A 16,756-nucleotide genomic window follows, 5' to 3' on the forward strand; every position below is an offset into this window, starting at 1 on the left:
TGGCCCACTTATCGGCTTTATGGAAATAATAAATCCCTTTAGGGATAAACAAATGGAATAACGAAATGAATTTGCATGAATACCAAGCCAAACAGCTGTTTGCAGAATTCGGTTTGCCTGTACCAGAAGGCTTTGCATGTGATACCGCCCAAGAAGCGTTTGAAGCAGCCGGTCGTATTAGTACAGAGAAAAAAGTAGTTAAGTGTCAGGTTCACGCTGGTGGTCGCGGTAAAGCGGGCGGTGTTGAACTGCATGATACTAAAGAAGGCGTTAAAGAGTTTGCTCAGAAATGGCTAGGAAAAAACCTGGTTACTTTCCAAACTGATGCAAATGGTCAGCCTGTCACCAAAATTTTGGTTGAAGAAGCATCAAACATTGCCAATGAATTGTATTTAGGTGCAGTGGTTGACCGTGCAACGCGTCGTATCGTGTTCATGGCATCAACCGAAGGTGGTGTAGACATTGAAAAGATTGCTGAAGAAACACCTGAATTAATCCACCAAGCAGCGATTGACCCGCTTGTTGGTCCTCAAGCCTATCAAGGCCGTGAGCTTGCCTTTAAGCTAGGTCTCGTCGGCGACCAAATTAAACAGTTCGTTAAGATTTTCTTAGGTCTTGGCAACATGTTTGCTCAGTACGATTTAGCTCTGCTAGAAATTAACCCACTTGTGATCACGGCGGAAGGTAACCTTCTTTGTCTTGATGGCAAGATCAACATTGATTCAAACGCGATGTACCGTCAGCCTAAGCTTCGCGAGATGCACGATCCATCTCAAGAAGATGAGCGTGAAGCACATGCAGCGCAGTGGGAACTTAACTATGTCGCGCTCGATGGTAGCATTGGTTGCATGGTAAACGGTGCTGGCCTAGCAATGGGTACGATGGATATCGTAAACCTACACGGCGGTCAACCTGCAAACTTCCTTGATGTAGGGGGCGGTGCGACAAAAGAGCGTGTAACAGAAGCGTTCAAGATCATCCTGTCAGACACAAATGTAAAAGCGGTTCTTGTTAATATCTTTGGTGGTATTGTTCGCTGTGACCTGATTGCTGACGGCATCATTGGCGCAGTGGAAGAAGTGGGCGTTAAGGTCCCTGTTGTCGTTCGTCTTGAAGGTAACAACGCACCTCTAGGTTCGCAAAAATTAGCGGAAAGTGGTCTAAATATCATAGCTGCGACTTCTCTAACTGAAGCTGCGGAAAAAGTTGTTGCTGCAGCGGAGGGCAAATAATGTCTGTACTAATTAATAAAGATACCAAAGTTATTTGTCAGGGTTTTACTGGTGGTCAAGGTACGTTCCACTCAGAACAAGCGATTGATTACGGAACACAAATGGTTGGCGGTGTATCGCCAGGTAAAGGTGGTCAAACTCACCTTGGTCTACCGGTATTTAACACGGTTCGTGAAGCGGTAGAAACGACAGGTGCAACCGCATCAGTTATCTATGTACCAGCACCATTTTGTAAAGATGCGATCCTAGAAGCGATTGATGCGGGCATCAAGCTTATCGTCACTATCACGGAAGGTATTCCAACGCTTGATCTTTTAGACGTAAAAGTTCGTTTAGATGAAGCGGGTGTTGTGATGATCGGCCCTAACTGTCCTGGTGTCATCACACCGGATGAGTGCAAGATTGGCATTATGCCAGGTCATATTCATAAGAAAGGCAAAGTTGGCATCGTGTCTCGCTCAGGCACTCTAACTTATGAAGCGGTTAAGCAAACAACAGATGAAGGCTTTGGTCAGTCTACGTGTGTAGGTATTGGCGGAGACCCAATTCCGGGTTCAAACTTCATCGATATCTTGAAGTTGTTCCAAGAAGACCCAGAAACCGAAGCGATCGTTATGATCGGTGAAATCGGTGGTACAGCGGAAGAAGAAGCGGCAGCCTTTATCAAGGCAAACGTGACAAAACCTGTTGTGTCATACATTGCAGGTGTTACTGCGCCTCCAGGTAAGCGTATGGGTCATGCTGGTGCGATTATTTCTGGTGGTAAAGGGACAGCAGAAGATAAATTTGCTGCGCTTGAAGAAGCTGGCGTTAAGACAGTGAAAAGCTTGGCTGACATTGGCTCAGCACTTCGTGAAGTGACCGGTTGGTAATAACCAAGTCGGATTAAGACGACAAGCCCTTAAATGTACGTTTGAATCAATGGTACGTTTGAATAGGTTTGCAAAAGGGCCCCGGTAGGGGCCCTTTTTATTACCGCTGGTTTATTTAGCTATGTGACCATGATGCGTCATCGCGTTGATGGAGAGTTATTAATCACGTGAAGGCATTAGTTGAGCTAATAAGAAAAAAGCGGCGGCGCTGATCACCACCGACGGGCCAGCAGGTGTGTCGTAGAACCAAGAAAGGCTCAAGCCACAAAGTACTGCGACCATACCGATGGCTGACGCGGTAAACGCCATTGTTTCGGGAGTTCGAGTGAATTTACGAGCGGTGGCAGCGGGTATAATCAGTAGTGACGTCATGATCAGTGCTCCAACAAATTTCATACCGATAGCAATGACAAGTCCAACCATGATCATAATCAATAGACGCATCAAATCTACATTGATGCCTTCGACTGCAGCAAGATCTTCACTGACTGTTGTAGAGAGCAAAGAGCGCCAGAAAATAAATAACAACGCGCCAATGACTAATACGCCCGCATAAATATAGGCAAGATCAGTCGGAGAAACGGCGAGTAAATCACCAAACAGGTAACTCATAAGATCGACGCGAATATTGTCTAGAAAACTTACGGCAACGAGCCCGAGAGACAGCGCACTGTGCGCTAAAATACCTAATAAAGTATCGGTAGCGACAAGCTGCTGCTTTTGCAGCGTAACCAATATGACGGCTAGCGCCATACAACAAATGATCAGTGCTAAATACAGGTTAATGTCAAACAAGAAACCAAGCGCTAGCCCCATTAGAGAAGCGTGAGCGAGTGTATCACCGAAGTAGGCCATCTTTCGCCAAACCACAAAAGAACCAAGTGGACCCGCGATTAAAGCGATACCAAGCCCGGCGAAAATAGAAGGAAGTAAAAATTCAATCATGGTGAGTGTGTCCATGTTTATGATGTGCGCACTGCGATGCATCGCCCGTCACCGCTTCACCGGACAAATCGTGATGGTGGTGGGTATGTTGATGTTGATAAAATGCCAAAGTTTCCTTCGTGGCCGTACCAAAAAGAGCGATATAAGAAGGATGTTGAGTGATGGTTTGTGGGCTACCTTGGCAACAAATATGGTGATGAAGACAAATGACATCATCGGTTTTAGCCATTACAAGGTGGAGATCATGAGAGACCATGAAAACCGCACAACCGAATCGATGGCGAATATTATCAATTAAATCATATAAATCAATTTGCCCCTGTACATCAACCCCTTGGGCTGGTTCATCCAAAACTAACAAATCAGGACGTTGGAGTAGGGCTCTGGCAAGTAACACTCGTTGGTTTTCGCCACCCGATAACTGATGCATATTATTTTTGATGAGGTGTTCGGCACCAACCAACTTGAGGGCGTCTAGTTGCTCTTGAGCGCTGTATTTTCCAGCCAGCGCTAAGAATCGTCCGACATTAAGTGGCAAGGTTTCATTGAGATGTAATTTTTGAGGCACATAGCCGATTCTTAGCTTCTTAGCGCTTTCAATGCGGCCAAGGTAGCGCTTCTGTAGTCCAAGTAATACCTTCACTAAGGTAGACTTACCTGCACCATTAGGGCCAATTAGGGTGAGGATTTGGCCTTTATTTATCGTCAGCGTGATGTTATCGAGCACACGACGTTTACCGAACTCGACAGATACCCCATCGAGTCGAATTAATTCGGACATGAATAGAACTCATTTGCAAATGCTAAGTGTTATAATGTAACATTTAAAACTCTCTTAAGCCAGTCTACCACTTGAGGCCACTATGTTGCGTTATCTTTCCTTTGCTGCTTTAGCAATACTTGTTCCAATGAAGTCCCAGGCAATTGAGGTGCTAAATAGCATCAAGCCGTTTGAAATGATCGCCCACGAGCTCATTTTAGACGGGCAAACTACGTCTTCGTTATTAAACGCCAATGCTTCTCCTCATGATTATGCGATGCGACCTTCAGATGTTAAGCGATTGCACAGTAGTGATGTCGTCGTTTGGTTTGGTCCCGACTTAGAGAGTTTCTTAGACAAATCGCTCGACGGAAAATCGAACGTAGTGACCGTTGTGGATATTGAAGGGCTGTCACTGCGTGAGTTTGGCGATGACGATCATGGTCATGAGGGACACCATCATGGCAGCTATGATCCTCATGTTTGGTTAGGCCCTAAACAAGCGCTAAAAGTTGCTCAAGCGATTAGCGCCAAGTTGATAGAGTTGGACCCAGAAAATAGTACTGAATATGAGAATAAATTGGCTAAATTTGAGGCAAACCTTAGTAAGGCTGAAAGCGATATAAAACAAGATCTCGCGCCGATTCAAACAGAAGGCTACTATGTTTTTCATGATGCCTATGGGTATTTTGAATCCTATTTCTCTCTTAACAATCTAGGTCACTTTACGGTTAGCCCTGAGCGAAAACCAGGGGCGAAGACACTGATTAACATCAAAACAACGCTTAAGAAAAAACAGATAAAGTGTGTGTTTGCTGAGCCGCAATACACGCCAGCTGTGATTGAATCAGTCACTCGTGGCACGGGTACAAACATCGGCCGACTTGACCCTCTCGGCACGGATATTGTTGTCGAGGATGGTAGCTACTTTACATTCCTTCATACGCTGTCAGATAGTTTCTCTGATTGCTTATCTCAGTAGGCTCATAGCGTATAAGTAATGATGTGAATAGGGGGGAGTGGGGTGTGATCACCTAAGCAATTAGCGTGGTAATCAACGGTGAGCGCTTTAATAAATGTTTTAAATCGATTAAATTAGCGATAATTATCGATGCAAATTAACCGAGCTCTTGTGATTCACACTTTCTATTATCCGTTTTGGTTACATTCAGCCTCCCGTCATAGTGAGGCTGAGTGCGGTTATACGAAGAAAATATTGCCGCAATTTAGGATAAAAACGAGGCTGTGGATTCAGTGTGTATGCTGGTTCCTTTTACTATCGTGTACTAAGGGAGCTGCCGTTGAGTTCCCTCCTATTTTTTACCCACTTCAACTGCAGTCGCAAGGGCAATACTTACCGGCAAAACAGTTATATATCGGGGTAGATGGTGGACTTTGGTCTTTTGATGTCCATGATAAAATTCGTTTTTTTGATGGTCGCCGTTTTGTCACTCTCAACAATCCGCCATTTGTTGCCTCAAATGCGGTCTTTGCTCAAGGTCGGTTCTGGTATCACCGCGATAATCACGTCCTGACTCAAGTTCCTCAAGACGAAGAGCAAGTTATTTACGACGTTCAATTGACGAATACCATTTGCCACTTAGGTGAGTCTAATGGCAATTTGTGGTTTGTGGACGAGTCGCAGTTCTACATGTATTCAATGAGCAGTGAACGGGTGACAATGCTGCCTCTTTCTTTATTTGAAAGTTATCACAGCGGATTGTCTATTGATGTTGCTGATGCCCTTTTTATCGATGAAAGTTGGTATTTAGCGACCTCGATTGGTGTGTTTCGTTGGAATAATGGCTCATTAACGCGACTTAAACTGTCAGCAAACCTCTCTGCATCAACGCTCTACTATTCCCCAGAAAACAAACAGCTTGTCGTTGGTTTTACGACGGGTGTCGAAATCTATGATGTCGATACATCTCAATCTACTTCTCAGTATTACCCGTTAGCTCAGTCTCATGTTCTCACTCTGGAAGAATCCGAAGGGTATTATTGGGTAGGAACGGAGCACGGGCTATATCTGATTGATAAGACGCAAGGAGGCGCCAGTAGAGTAGAGGTCAACTTGAATGATGAGTATGGCTTGCTTGGCGAGAAAATATACTCACTAGTCAGTGATGGAATGAGTGGAATGTGGATAGCGACCAATGGCGGGGTGCGCTACTTTTCTGAGTACAGTGCCCTATTTCGGCGTTCTTCCGTTAATTACCAAGATGATCTAAGGCGTATTGATACTAAGCTCGATATGTTTAATAACCCGTTAGGTGGGTACTGGGTTGTTACAAATAATGGCTTATATTCCGTTAATAACCAAGGTATCTCAACGCTGGTGTTTTGGGGCAAAGTTTCCTCTGTAGCGCAGCGAGATAAAATGCTTTGGTTGGCAACAGAGCGCGGGCTGTTATCGCTTGATTTGGGACGTTATCGCGTAACACCTATGCGGGAAGAGTACCCGTCGTTACCCGTTGATATTGAGCATCTAGCGTTTGAATCTGAAGGCAGTGATAGTGGTACTTTATGGATGAGCAGCGGTTTACGGCTATTTGCTCTTGATGTTGTTAGTAATGAGCTGAAAGATTACGGTACGGATTGGGTGCTAAATAAGCACTTACCCGCAAAGATAACCACATTGAAAGCGTTGGAGAAGCAACGTTTAGCTGTGGGTACGGATCATGGGCTATATATCGTTGAAAGTGGTAAGAGCAACTATGTCAGTGATAGTGAAGCGTTTGGTCGTGTGATTGAAATGACATCAATGCAAGAGACCCTTTGGGCTGTTAGCAGTTATGGAGTCTTTACTTATCAGCCTGAAAGTCGAGCGTTAACCCAAGTTGAATTGCAGCGTGCCAATATTCGTCCGCTGTGTGTGACTCAGAGTAGCGACGCATTATGGCTCATCACCTCTATGGGGGTGAGTGCATACTTACCGACAGGAGAAATTAAGCGGCACTTATCTGAACCCTATGGATTGATTAATAATGAATTTGTTGATGGCAGTTGTGCTTACAATCGAGAAACTGATGCGATTGCGGTTGGTTCTCGCTACGGCATTGTCGAGTTTATATCAAGCGAATTACTGCAGACTGCGCTACCAAGCCAAACGGTTCTAATTACCGAGGTTACAGTCGATAACCAATCGGTATCTATTGGCTCTGAACCGGTGAGAAACCTCCATATTCCTTATGGCAAGTCGATTGGTATGAGGTTTGGTGTGTGGCCATTTGCATCGGGTAAGGCGATAGAGTATCGCTTTGATGGCGATGATACCTGGTCAGAGATTCAAGGATTAGAGCTTAATTTTGATAAACCGACAGAGGGAAAACATCAACTTTATATTCGTGTTGTCGGTGATGAGAGTGGTTTTAGCCAAAAGTCATTTGGGCTGGTGGTATTAACGCCATGGTATAAGTCGGCAAGTTTTTACGCTTTTGCTTTCTTTGGCGCGCTGTCCGTGATTATTTGGGTTGTGCTATGGCGCTCACGACGTGTGACGGCTATTAACAAAATGTTGAAGACACAAGTTTCTCTTAAAACAGAGCAGCTACAGCACCAAAGTCGCGTTCTTGTCAGGAATAACCAACAGCTGAGAAAAGTATTCCATGTTAGGCAGCAGGTAATGCGTGATTTAGTCCAAAGTGCCGTCGATGCATCAAAGCATACGTATCTAGATAACGTAAAGCAAAATACTGGACTCAATGAGCGATTACGAAATCTAGACGCCATCTTTGATGAAGAAGGCCAGCGCCCAGCTGTGTGCTCTGTAAGCAATATTATTAATTTTACCGTCAAAGCTTGGCTGCAAGAGTTTGAGCACCATGGTGTTCGCATTGAACTATTGGTGCTTTCTGAGACGAGTTATGTTTTCTTGGATGATTGTAACTTAGATATTATTTTTAACTCTGTTTTATCAAATGCTTTGAAGCGTTTAGTGAGAGGGCAGGTTCTTAGTATTACCGTCGATGTTGATAGAACGAAGCTGAGTGTCACGTTTGAAGACTCAGGCTTACCTTTGCCTAGTGTCAATTGTTCACCACAAGAGTTTGATAATGTAGAAACGGAAAAAGTGCTCGACTTTAGTCCAAGTAGTTTACCTTTACACATTCATAACTCAGGGGGGGAATTACGACCTATAGAGCGAGGCGCCGTTAATCGTATGGTGATACGCTGGAACCTCTATAGTGCTAATTTAATTGATACTAATAAAGATAACTTAGAGATTGAGCCGCCAGTTTCGAAGCCGACCGATTTCGACGCTCATACATTAGAATCCGTTGCGGAAAACAGTCCAGATAAAGCGAAGCATGATGATTGGAAAGCCAATGTCACACAATTGGTGTCTGATCAATTTAATAATCCTGAATTTAGCACCTCAAGCGCGGCAAAGGTGTTGTATATTTCTGAGCGCAGCTTGCAGAGACGTTTTAAGTCGCTATTCGGCGTCACTTTTTCCGATTACTTAAGTGAAATTCGCATGGAAAAAGCGTGTGAGATGTTATTGCAAGGTGAAAAGGTGGCAGATGTGGCTTTCTCATGTGGATTTAATGACCCTTCATATTTCTCACAACGATTTAAGCTTTACTTTGGGATCTCACCTTCGAAATTTGCCTCTTTGGAGAGTGATGAGAGTGAAAGCGCTTAAATATGTGCTTAAAAATAGTCACTTTCTGGGCTCAGTATTGCTTTAATGAGTACTTATAAAGAAAAGTAGTGATAGAAAGCGCGTTGTTTGACTCTTTCTACCTCTATATTTGTCAACTCAAATTGGATTTGTGCCCCAGGGCGTAATTGACCTAATTTGGCTAGATCTCGAAAGGCGATCACTCCTGCTTTACGATAGCCGCCGAGGGTTTGTCTATCTTGTAGCAAAATAATGGGCGAGCCGCCGTGTGTAATTTGAACCGACCCACATGCAATGCCTTCTGAGATGATATCAGTTTGATTAAGCCCCGTGTGTTGAGTTGTTGGTGCTTCTGAGGAAGACAGACGAATTCCCATCCGATCACTTTGCGTAGAGACGGTAAACCAGCGGTTAAGTAACGCTTTAGTCATCGTTGGATCAAAGCTAGAAAATTGATAGCTCGGAATGAGCCGAATGCGTTGCTGCATGGGATACCTAGAAATGGCAGACCTTGGTATCGAAGCTAATTCGGTAGGCGCCTCTTTATTAGCATTGTACTGAGGTTTTGACTCATTGATGGTGAGGATATCCCCTCGGCGTAATGGCTCGCCATTTTTTATCCCCCCTATACGGTTTCTAACAACTGTTGACGCACTGCCAAGGCTAGAAGCCAGTTGGAATTCTCCTCTCACTGATAAGTAGGTTCGTGCGCCAGTCCTAGGGGTGTTTAGTTGTAAGGTTTCACCAGACTTGAGCGTAAAAGGCCGCCAGTTTGATATGGCTTGTTTTGATGAAGCCGCAGACTTTGGGGAAGTGATGCTGGCATAACAATCTGCGCCACTGAGCATTATGGTGATGGGCTCAAGAGCTTGGAATTGCGCATGACCAAATAAAACCTCAATACTTGCATTTGAGGTGGGATTTTGTAGCACTTTTTGCGCCCAGCAATGTGCCTGTAAATCAGCAACGCCACCTTGGCTAAGTCCATATTGAGCAACCCCAAAGCGACCTAAATCTTGAATTAAGCTCAAGTGACCTGGGCTGATGATCACCAGTCTAGGCATGTTGTTCCCCCCATTTCAAGAAACTCACGTTGGCTGATCGGGGTAAATTGAACCTTATCACCAACTTTTAATCGCGACGTCTGGGGAGAGGCTGCGTCGTAGAGTTGCAATGGACAATTACCAATAATGTTCCATCCTCCTGGCGTCGTTTGTGGATACACTGCTGTTTGTCGATCGGCGATACCGACGCTGCCTTGCGGAACCCTTTTTCTTGGTTCAGTTAATCTAGGCATACGTATCTCTTCCGGAACGTCAGCCAGAAAGGCAAAGCCAGGTGCAAACCCAATGGCACACACGCTGTAAAGCACGGAGTGGTGAAGCTCAATTATTTGTTCTTTGGACAGGTTTAGTTGCGCTGTCATGGTTGTAAGATCCGGTCCGGTACTTAAATCGTAGTAGGTCGGCAGGGGGATAGTATTTTGTGATGTATCAGCGCAGGGAGGACTGGGTTTCATGGTTAAGATAAAGCGTTGTAATGTTACCCAATCCAGCTTTAGTGGGTGAAACTCAATAAGGAGAGAAGCATAAGATGGTGTGCAATTGAGTATTGCGTCTGGAAAAGCGTCGGTGAGCTGCTGGGCATAATTTGCAATATAGCGGGGAAGGGTAAGGTCGATGCTTTTGCCAAAATATACCATAAGGCTAGATTCTGAGACAGAATAGACCTCTAGCTTAATCTCCATTGGTTTGTCCTCCGCCGTTGATAATTGTTCGGATAGCGGCTGCGACTTCGATAGAAGCGTCATTATCGCCATGAACGCAAAGCGAGTCTGCGACAATGGTTCGCTTATTTCCTGATGCAGTAATGAGTGTTTGTGTTTGTAACAGACGGCGGGCTTGGCCCAAAATTTGTTCGCTGGAGCGGAATACTGCGTTAGCTTGGCTTCGAGGTGTTAATTCACCATTGTCTAAATACAAGCGGTCAGCAAAAGCTTCAAAGAGTATTGAGATACCCATGTTACTGGCAAGTTGGCGGTTTTGCTCTGTGTGACTGTTGGCGAGTAGCATGACTGGCAGGTTGAGCACTTTAGCTGCGGCAAAGATAGCCTGCATGATAGACGCTGAATGCATCATATCGTGATACATCGCACCATGGGGTTTAATATAGTCAACGTTGCAGCGATGAAGCCGGCAAATCCCTTCTAAAGCACCAACTTGGTATAGAATCGATGTGGTTAAGGCATCGGTAGACATCGTGATGCTTCGTCGGCCAAAGCCCACTTTATCCTCGTAGCCAGGGTGAGCACCAATAGATACATTGTGGTGTTTACACAGTTGTACTGTCTGAGACATGATTTCAGGATCGGAGGCATGGAAACCGCAGGCGATATTTGCCTTATCTAATAGAGGAATGAGCCGTTCATCTTTACCTAAAGACCAACAGCCGTAGCTTTCACCTACATCACCATTTAGTGCCATCATCGTATCTAATTCCCTGAAATACTTACCTTCCATTATGATCAATTTGAGATTGATTGACAAATGTACAGTATTTGAGGCTAACGTTATAAGGGCGAAGTCACGCTTATTATAGTGAGAGTAGTTGCATAGGTGGGGATGGTATTTTACTAGCGCAGATCTTGTAGCGGGTAAACGCGACGCAAAAAAAATCGCGGCATAGCCGGGGGACCATACCGCGGGTGCCAATGACACCTTCGCTTGCTGCCGGAGTGATGTGGGTCACCACATCACCTCTGGAATTTAATATACAGGAGCGTTTTGCTCTGTTGGAATTCACTATAGCGATTCCCACTTAATGTACTTATAAAAAAAACGGCAACCTACCATAACAATCGCGACAAGTTCATTGTTAAGTTGTTACTTGTTTGATTTAAAAGGATTTTTTGCTTTATTTTGTTGTTTTTACCTGGCTGTTTTTTAAACGGCTTACAATGGTTTTACGTTAATTTGACGAAATTAACGTGTTTTTTTTGACGTTACGTTCGGTTACAAATAGCGCAAAGTTGATCTAACGCAAAGCGAAACCTAAGGTTGCACCATTAAAATTAGTGCTAATGTTAATATTTCTCATTACCAATCATAGTTTGGGTGAATTAAATGAAGCTGGCTGAATTACAAGTAGGAAGCAGTGGTGTTATCACTGCTTTATCTGGGCTCTCAACTGACGTCCGTAAAAAATTAATGGTAATGGGGATTTTACCGAATACTGAAATCAAAGTGATCCGTCGTGCACCGATGGGAGACCCACTTCAGGTTGAAGTTAGAGGTGTCTCACTGGCAATTCGCAATGCAATTGCACAATCTATCGAAGTGGAGTCGGCGAAATGAATTACACCATCCTAACCGTTGGTAACCCTAATAGCGGGAAAACGACTCTATTTAACGGACTAACTGGTGCTAAGCAACAAGTTGGTAACTGGGCTGGTGTAACGGTAGAAAAGAAAACGGGTCAATATCGTCATGCTGGAGATGACTTTCAATTAACCGACCTTCCGGGTATTTACGCGCTAGACAGTGGTAATGATGGCAACAGTATTGATGAATCCATTGCCTCACGTGCGGTTTTAACACATCCAGCGGATCTCATTATTAACGTAGTTGATGCGACCAGTCTTGAGCGCAGTTTGTATATGACGCTTCAACTGCGTGAACTTGGCCGTCCAATGATTGTTGTGCTTAACAAAATGGATGCCTTGAAGCGAGAAAGAGTGAAGCTAGATATAAAAGCTTTAGAAAAAACACTCGGCTGTCCTGTCGTGACCTTGTCAGCAACGGATAAAGACCAAGTTCGAACCTTAAAAGAGCAACTGCATAAAATTGTGGTGCAAGGCTTAACGCTTGATAAGCTGATGCTTAACTATGGCAATGAAATGGAACATGCCATTGCTAAGTTAACTCCAATGTTTGCTGACGAAGCAGTAGATGCAAGGGCGTTAGCGATTCGCTCACTTGAAAATGACGTCATGGTGCTTAACGCATTAACCAGTGACCAAAAATCGACAGTCGAACTTGCTCGAGTTCAAACTGGCATTGATATTGATTTACAAGTTGCAGATGTGAAGTACACCTTTTTACATGAACAGTGTAAAAAGCTGCGTCGCAGCGAAGGTAAGTTGAGTCGGAGTTTTACTGAAAAAGTTGATGAGATCATATTGAACAAGTGGGTAGGCATTCCCTTCTTCTTTGTGGTCATGTACTTGATGTTCATGTTCTCAATTAATATCGGTAGTGCTTTTATCGATTTCTTCGATATAGGTGTGGGCGCATTACTTGTGGACGGCGGCCACTATCTGCTTGATGACCATTTGCCAGTTTGGTTAGTTACCCTGATTGCTGACGGTGTCGGTGGTGGTATTCAGACGGTAGCAACGTTTGTTCCCGTAATTGCTGCGCTGTATTTGTTTCTTGCTGTGTTGGAAAGTTCTGGTTACATGGCTCGTGCAGCGTTTGTACTCGATAAAGTCATGCAAAAAATTGGCCTTCCGGGTAAGGCGTTTGTTCCCCTTGTCCTTGGCTTTGGTTGTAACGTCCCTTCTATTATGGCGACGCGCACACTAGACCAAGAGAGAGAGCGTAAGCTGGCTGCATCGATGGCACCGTTCATGTCTTGTGGTGCAAGATTACCTGTTTATGCGCTTTTTGCTGCAGCGTTTTTCCCAGAGAGTGGTCAAAATATTGTTTTTGCACTTTATCTATTAGGTATAGTCGCCGCTGTTTTTACCGGCTTAGTATTGAAGTACACCATCTATCCAGGCGCCAGTGATAGCCTTGTGATGGAAATGCCAGACTATGAATTACCGACGATTCAAAACGTAATGATCAAAACGTGGCAGAAGCTAAAACGTTTTGTGCTGGGTGCCGGTAAGACTATTGTTGTTGTTGTCACGATTCTTAGCTTCTTTAACTCGGTTGGTATGGATGGCTCATTTGGTAATGAGGACAGTGAGAATTCAGTGTTGTCGAAAGCCGCGCAAGTTGTGACTCCTGTCTTTGCTCCGATGGGCGTTCAGCAAGATAACTGGCCTGCAACGGTGGGTATTATTACCGGTATTTTTGCTAAAGAGGCCGTAGTGGGCACGCTAAATAGCTTATACACGTCGGGTAATGATGAAGGTGAAGAGTTCAACTTAATGGCGAGTTTGCAAGACGCGGTTGCTTCTATTCCTGATAACTTATCTGGTTTAAGTTATTCCGATCCATTAGGTGTTGATGTTGGAGATTTATCTGATGCGACGGCTGTTGCTGAAGAGCAGGAAGTAGACACATCTATTTTTGGGAACCTAAAAGGGTACTTTGTCACCGCAAACGCTGCTTTTGCTTACCTTATATTTATCTTACTTTACACACCATGCGTTGCAGCTATGGGGGCTTACGTACGTGAATTTGGCCAGAAATATGCTCGATTCATTGGTGTATGGACGATGGGTCTTGCATACGGCAGTGCAACTTTGTATTACCAAGTGACTCACTTTAGCGCGCACCCTACGACAAGTTCAGCATGGATTGTGGGTATATTGCTATTTGGTCTTTTAGTATTCAAACTGTTGAAGTCTGAGGGTAAAAAACAAAAAGCACTAGAGGTTCAAGTGGTATGATTTTAGCTGACTTGAAAGCACATATAGAGTGTCATCCAGGTGTGACCCGTCAAGCGCTTGCTGAGGCGTTTGCGCTAAGCGAAGATGGTATTGAGGCCATGCTTGCAGTCTGGATTCGCAAAGGAAAGCTTTCAAGGACAGAAGATTGTGATAAAGCTGGGCAGTTGATTAGGGTGAGGTATCACATGAATCAACCGAATAGTTTATCCATTCAAGTGACGATGTAAAAAAGGCCCCGCGGGGCCTTTTTTGTGGTTATAGGATCCACTTACTTGTCGAGCGACCGACTTGCCAGTAACGACGGTCTATTAGTAATGGAATTCAGCCGACTTCGCCAGCTCCATACGTAGAGTATTCGCAAGTTCACTTTGTTTTGTATCGTTACGGTATTCGCCTTTGGTGTTCCCCCACAGCGGTCCTGGCCAGGCAATGTCATTGCTAAAACGCGCTATATGATGGATATGAAGTTGTGGCACCATGTTGCCGAGCGCACCTAAGTTGAGCTTATCAGGTGTAAACAGTGACTCTAATGCGAGGTTCACGCATTGAGATTCAGCGAGAAATTGATGCTGCTGCTCCATGGGTAAGTGATGAAGCTCGCGAAGGTTAGCTTGTTTTGGAACAAGGATAACCCATGGTACCGAATTGTCTTTGTGAAGCAATGCCACACAAAGAGGAAAGTCGCCGAGGTAAGTGGTGTCGAGCGCTAATTGGGGGTGCAGTGAAAACGACATAGAAGGTCTCCCAAAATTGAGTTCAAAAAAAGGCGAATTGCTTTCGCAAGTCGCCTTCTCATTTCACTTAGACGTGAACATTACATTCTTTCTAATGTTTCAATACCAAGCAGGTCTAAGCCCTGTTTGATAGTTCTTGCTGTTAGCGCTGCTAGTTTCAAACGACTCTGTTTAGTCGCTTCATCAGATGCGCCTAAGATAGGGCAAGCTTCATAGAAGCTAGAGAATTGACCAGCCAATTCAAACAGGTAGCTACACATGATGTGAGGCTGACCTTCTTTAGCGACCAATTGAACCGCTTCTTCAAACTGCATAAGTTTAGCAACCAGCGCTTTCTCTTTCTCATCAGTAATGATGACTTGGCCTTGCAGGTCATCCATTGAAACACCTGCTTTAGCAAATACGGATGCTACACGTGTATAAGCGTACTGCATGTAAGGAGCCGTGTTGCCTTCAAATGCCAACATGTTGTCCCAATCAAATACGTAGTCGGTAGTACGGTGCTTAGAAAGGTCAGCGTACTTAACGGCTGCCATTGCCACTGTATTCGCAATGTTCGCTTTTTCAGTTGATTCAAGATCTGGGTTTTTAGACTCAATCAATGCGCCAGCACGTTCAATGGCTTCATCAAGCAAGTCAGCCAAACGAACCGTACCGCCAGCACGAGTTTTGAAAGGGCGACCGTCTTTACCTAGCATCATGCCAAATGCATGGTGTTCAAGGGTGGTGCTTTCTGGAACATAGCCCGCTTTACGAACGATAGTCCATGCTTGTTGTAGATGTTGATGCTGACGAGAGTCGATGAAATAAAGTACACGATCGGCATTCAATTGCTCGTAACGGTATTTGGCACAAGCAATATCGGTTGTGGTGTATAGGAAGCCACCATCACGTTTTTGGATGATGACACCCATCGCTTCACCGTCTTTGTTTTTGTACTCATCTAGGAATACAACTTGAGCACCATCATCTTCAACGGCAAGGCCTTGAGCTTGCAGGTCTTTTACAATTGCAGGCAGCATGTCGTTGTACATACTCTCACCCATCACATCATCACGAGTGAGTGATACGTTAAGGCGATCGTAGTTGTGCTGGTTTTGAACCATCGTCACATCGACAAGTTTTTTCCACATTTGAGCGCAGTACTCATCGCCGCCTTGAAGTTTAACAACGTAGCCACGAGCACGAGCAGCAAACTCTTCGTCTTCATCGTAGAGTTTTTTAGATTCGCGATAGAAGGCTTCAAGATCAGACAGTTCCATAGAAACTTCGCCTGATTCTTTTTGCACACGTTCAAGGTTAGCGATAAGCATGCCAAATTGTGTGCCCCAGTCGCCAATGTGGTTTGCACGGATCACTTTGTGACCTAGGAACTCAAGAGTACGTACAACAGCGTCACCAATGATGGTTGAGCGCAAATGGCCGACGTGCATTTCTTTTGCTACGTTTGGAGCTGAGTAGTCAGCAACGATAGTTTGTTGCTCTTGTGAAGCAACCCCCAATCGTGCGTCAGCAAGTGCTGCTTCTGCTTGTTTAGCTAGAAACTCTTCGCTAAGGAAAATATTGATAAAACCAGGGCCTGCAATTTCAGTTTTGCTTGCAATACCTTCTAGGTCTAAAACGTCTAGGACTTTTTGAGCGAATTCTCGTGGATTACTGCCCAACTTCTTAGCAACGCCCATGACACCATTGGCTTGGTAGTCACCAAACTGTGCTTTCGCAGATTGGCGAACGGCTGCAGGGCTGCCTGCTGGTGCGCCAGCGGCTTCAAGAGCCTGAGATACTTTGTCGTTGATCAGTGCTTGGATATTCACACGCATTTCCTTCAATTCTTGGAATTGGTTTTCATCTAGTAATTTGGCGCACATAATAGCAACTTTAACGCCCTTCACCTAGGGGCAAGTATTGGATTTTTTCTTAATCTTCGGGATTACTGGTAGTATTTAGCCTCGAAAGTACAAAAAGA

The 16,756-nt window shown here is 44.6% G+C and carries 14 protein-coding genes; 7 read left to right on the forward strand and 7 right to left on the reverse strand.

Annotation, left to right across the window (positions count from 1 at the left end; genetic code table 11):
- The first annotated feature begins 65 nt into the window (after positions 1–65).
- Together sucC and sucD are read left to right on the forward strand one after the other, a co-directional pair.
- Complete coding sequence (gene sucC / locus L4D05_RS01980) at positions 66–1,232, forward strand: ADP-forming succinate--CoA ligase subunit beta (protein WP_428792868.1); 1,167 nt, start codon at positions 66–68, stop codon at positions 1,230–1,232.
- Positions 1,232–2,104 carry a succinate--CoA ligase subunit alpha gene (sucD, locus tag L4D05_RS01985; protein ID WP_428750536.1) on the forward strand — a complete coding sequence of 291 codons (873 nt, stop codon included), beginning with the start codon at positions 1,232–1,234 and terminating at the stop codon, positions 2,102–2,104. Before sucC ends, sucD begins: the two co-directional genes overlap by 1 nt.
- 159 nt (positions 2,105–2,263) lie before the next feature.
- Here the strand turns inward: sucD and znuB are convergent, their stop codons facing one another.
- Together znuB and znuC are read right to left on the reverse strand one after the other, a co-directional pair.
- The gene (gene znuB / locus L4D05_RS01990) at positions 2,264–3,049 is read right to left on the reverse strand and encodes a zinc ABC transporter permease subunit ZnuB (RefSeq protein ID WP_428750538.1); all 786 of its coding nucleotides are present in this window, start codon (positions 3,047–3,049) and stop codon (positions 2,264–2,266) included.
- Positions 3,042–3,830: a zinc ABC transporter ATP-binding protein ZnuC gene (gene znuC / locus L4D05_RS01995; protein ID WP_428750539.1), complete on the reverse strand. Its 789-nt coding sequence runs from the start codon at positions 3,828–3,830 to the stop codon at positions 3,042–3,044. Before znuC ends, znuB begins: the two co-directional genes overlap by 8 nt.
- 82 nt (positions 3,831–3,912) lie before the next feature.
- On the opposite strand from znuC, the gene L4D05_RS02000 reads away from it, so the two are divergent.
- Positions 3,913–4,791 (forward strand): zinc ABC transporter substrate-binding protein, encoded by an 879-nt coding sequence (locus L4D05_RS02000; RefSeq protein ID WP_428792869.1) that lies wholly within the window; start codon positions 3,913–3,915, stop codon positions 4,789–4,791.
- Between the two features lie 129 nt (positions 4,792–4,920).
- A complete protein-coding gene (locus L4D05_RS02005) occupies positions 4,921–8,457 on the forward strand; it encodes a helix-turn-helix domain-containing protein (protein ID WP_428792870.1) in 3,537 nt (1,178 codons plus the stop codon).
- A 53-nt stretch (positions 8,458–8,510) separates the two neighbouring features.
- Here L4D05_RS02005 and L4D05_RS02010 read toward each other — a convergent pair whose 3' ends face one another.
- Genes L4D05_RS02010 through L4D05_RS02020 form a run of 3 tightly spaced genes read right to left on the reverse strand, consistent with a single transcriptional unit; the run spans position 8,511 to position 10,922 of the window.
- Positions 8,511–9,500 carry a 5-oxoprolinase subunit C family protein gene (locus L4D05_RS02010; protein WP_428792871.1) on the reverse strand — a complete coding sequence of 330 codons (990 nt, stop codon included), beginning with the start codon at positions 9,498–9,500 and terminating at the stop codon, positions 8,511–8,513.
- A complete protein-coding gene (gene pxpB, locus L4D05_RS02015) occupies positions 9,485–10,183 on the reverse strand; it encodes a 5-oxoprolinase subunit PxpB (protein ID WP_428750543.1) in 699 nt (232 codons plus the stop codon). The genes L4D05_RS02010 and pxpB overlap by 16 nt, the downstream gene beginning before the upstream one ends.
- Complete coding sequence (locus L4D05_RS02020) at positions 10,173–10,922, reverse strand: 5-oxoprolinase subunit PxpA (RefSeq protein ID WP_428792872.1); 750 nt, start codon at positions 10,920–10,922, stop codon at positions 10,173–10,175. Before L4D05_RS02020 ends, pxpB begins: the two co-directional genes overlap by 11 nt.
- 636 nt (positions 10,923–11,558) lie before the next feature.
- Between L4D05_RS02020 and L4D05_RS02025 the strand changes: the two genes are divergently transcribed.
- The 3 genes from L4D05_RS02025 to L4D05_RS02035 are packed head-to-tail and all read left to right on the forward strand — an operon-like array spanning position 11,559 to position 14,283.
- Positions 11,559–11,789: a FeoA family protein gene (locus tag L4D05_RS02025; protein WP_250615574.1), complete on the forward strand. Its 231-nt coding sequence runs from the start codon at positions 11,559–11,561 to the stop codon at positions 11,787–11,789.
- The gene (gene feoB, locus L4D05_RS02030; RefSeq protein ID WP_428792873.1) at positions 11,786–14,056 is read left to right on the forward strand and encodes a Fe(2+) transporter permease subunit FeoB; all 2,271 of its coding nucleotides are present in this window, start codon (positions 11,786–11,788) and stop codon (positions 14,054–14,056) included. The genes L4D05_RS02025 and feoB overlap by 4 nt, the downstream gene beginning before the upstream one ends.
- Positions 14,053–14,283, forward strand: a complete 231-nt coding sequence (locus tag L4D05_RS02035; protein ID WP_428792874.1) for a FeoC-like transcriptional regulator — start codon at positions 14,053–14,055, stop codon at positions 14,281–14,283. The genes feoB and L4D05_RS02035 overlap by 4 nt, the downstream gene beginning before the upstream one ends.
- 81 nt (positions 14,284–14,364) lie before the next feature.
- Here L4D05_RS02035 and L4D05_RS02040 read toward each other — a convergent pair whose 3' ends face one another.
- Both L4D05_RS02040 and argS read right to left on the reverse strand, forming a co-directional pair.
- Positions 14,365–14,790 (reverse strand): HIT domain-containing protein, encoded by a 426-nt coding sequence (locus tag L4D05_RS02040; RefSeq protein ID WP_428792875.1) that lies wholly within the window; start codon positions 14,788–14,790, stop codon positions 14,365–14,367.
- Positions 14,791–14,870: 80 nt separating this feature from the next.
- A complete protein-coding gene (gene argS / locus L4D05_RS02045; RefSeq protein WP_428750674.1) occupies positions 14,871–16,604 on the reverse strand; it encodes an arginine--tRNA ligase in 1,734 nt (577 codons plus the stop codon).
- Between the last annotated feature and the right edge of the window lie 152 nt (positions 16,605–16,756).

The sequence above is a fragment of the Vibrio nomapromontoriensis genome, from assembly GCF_050337205.1.
Classification (GTDB): domain Bacteria; phylum Pseudomonadota; class Gammaproteobacteria; order Enterobacterales; family Vibrionaceae; genus Vibrio; species Vibrio nomapromontoriensis.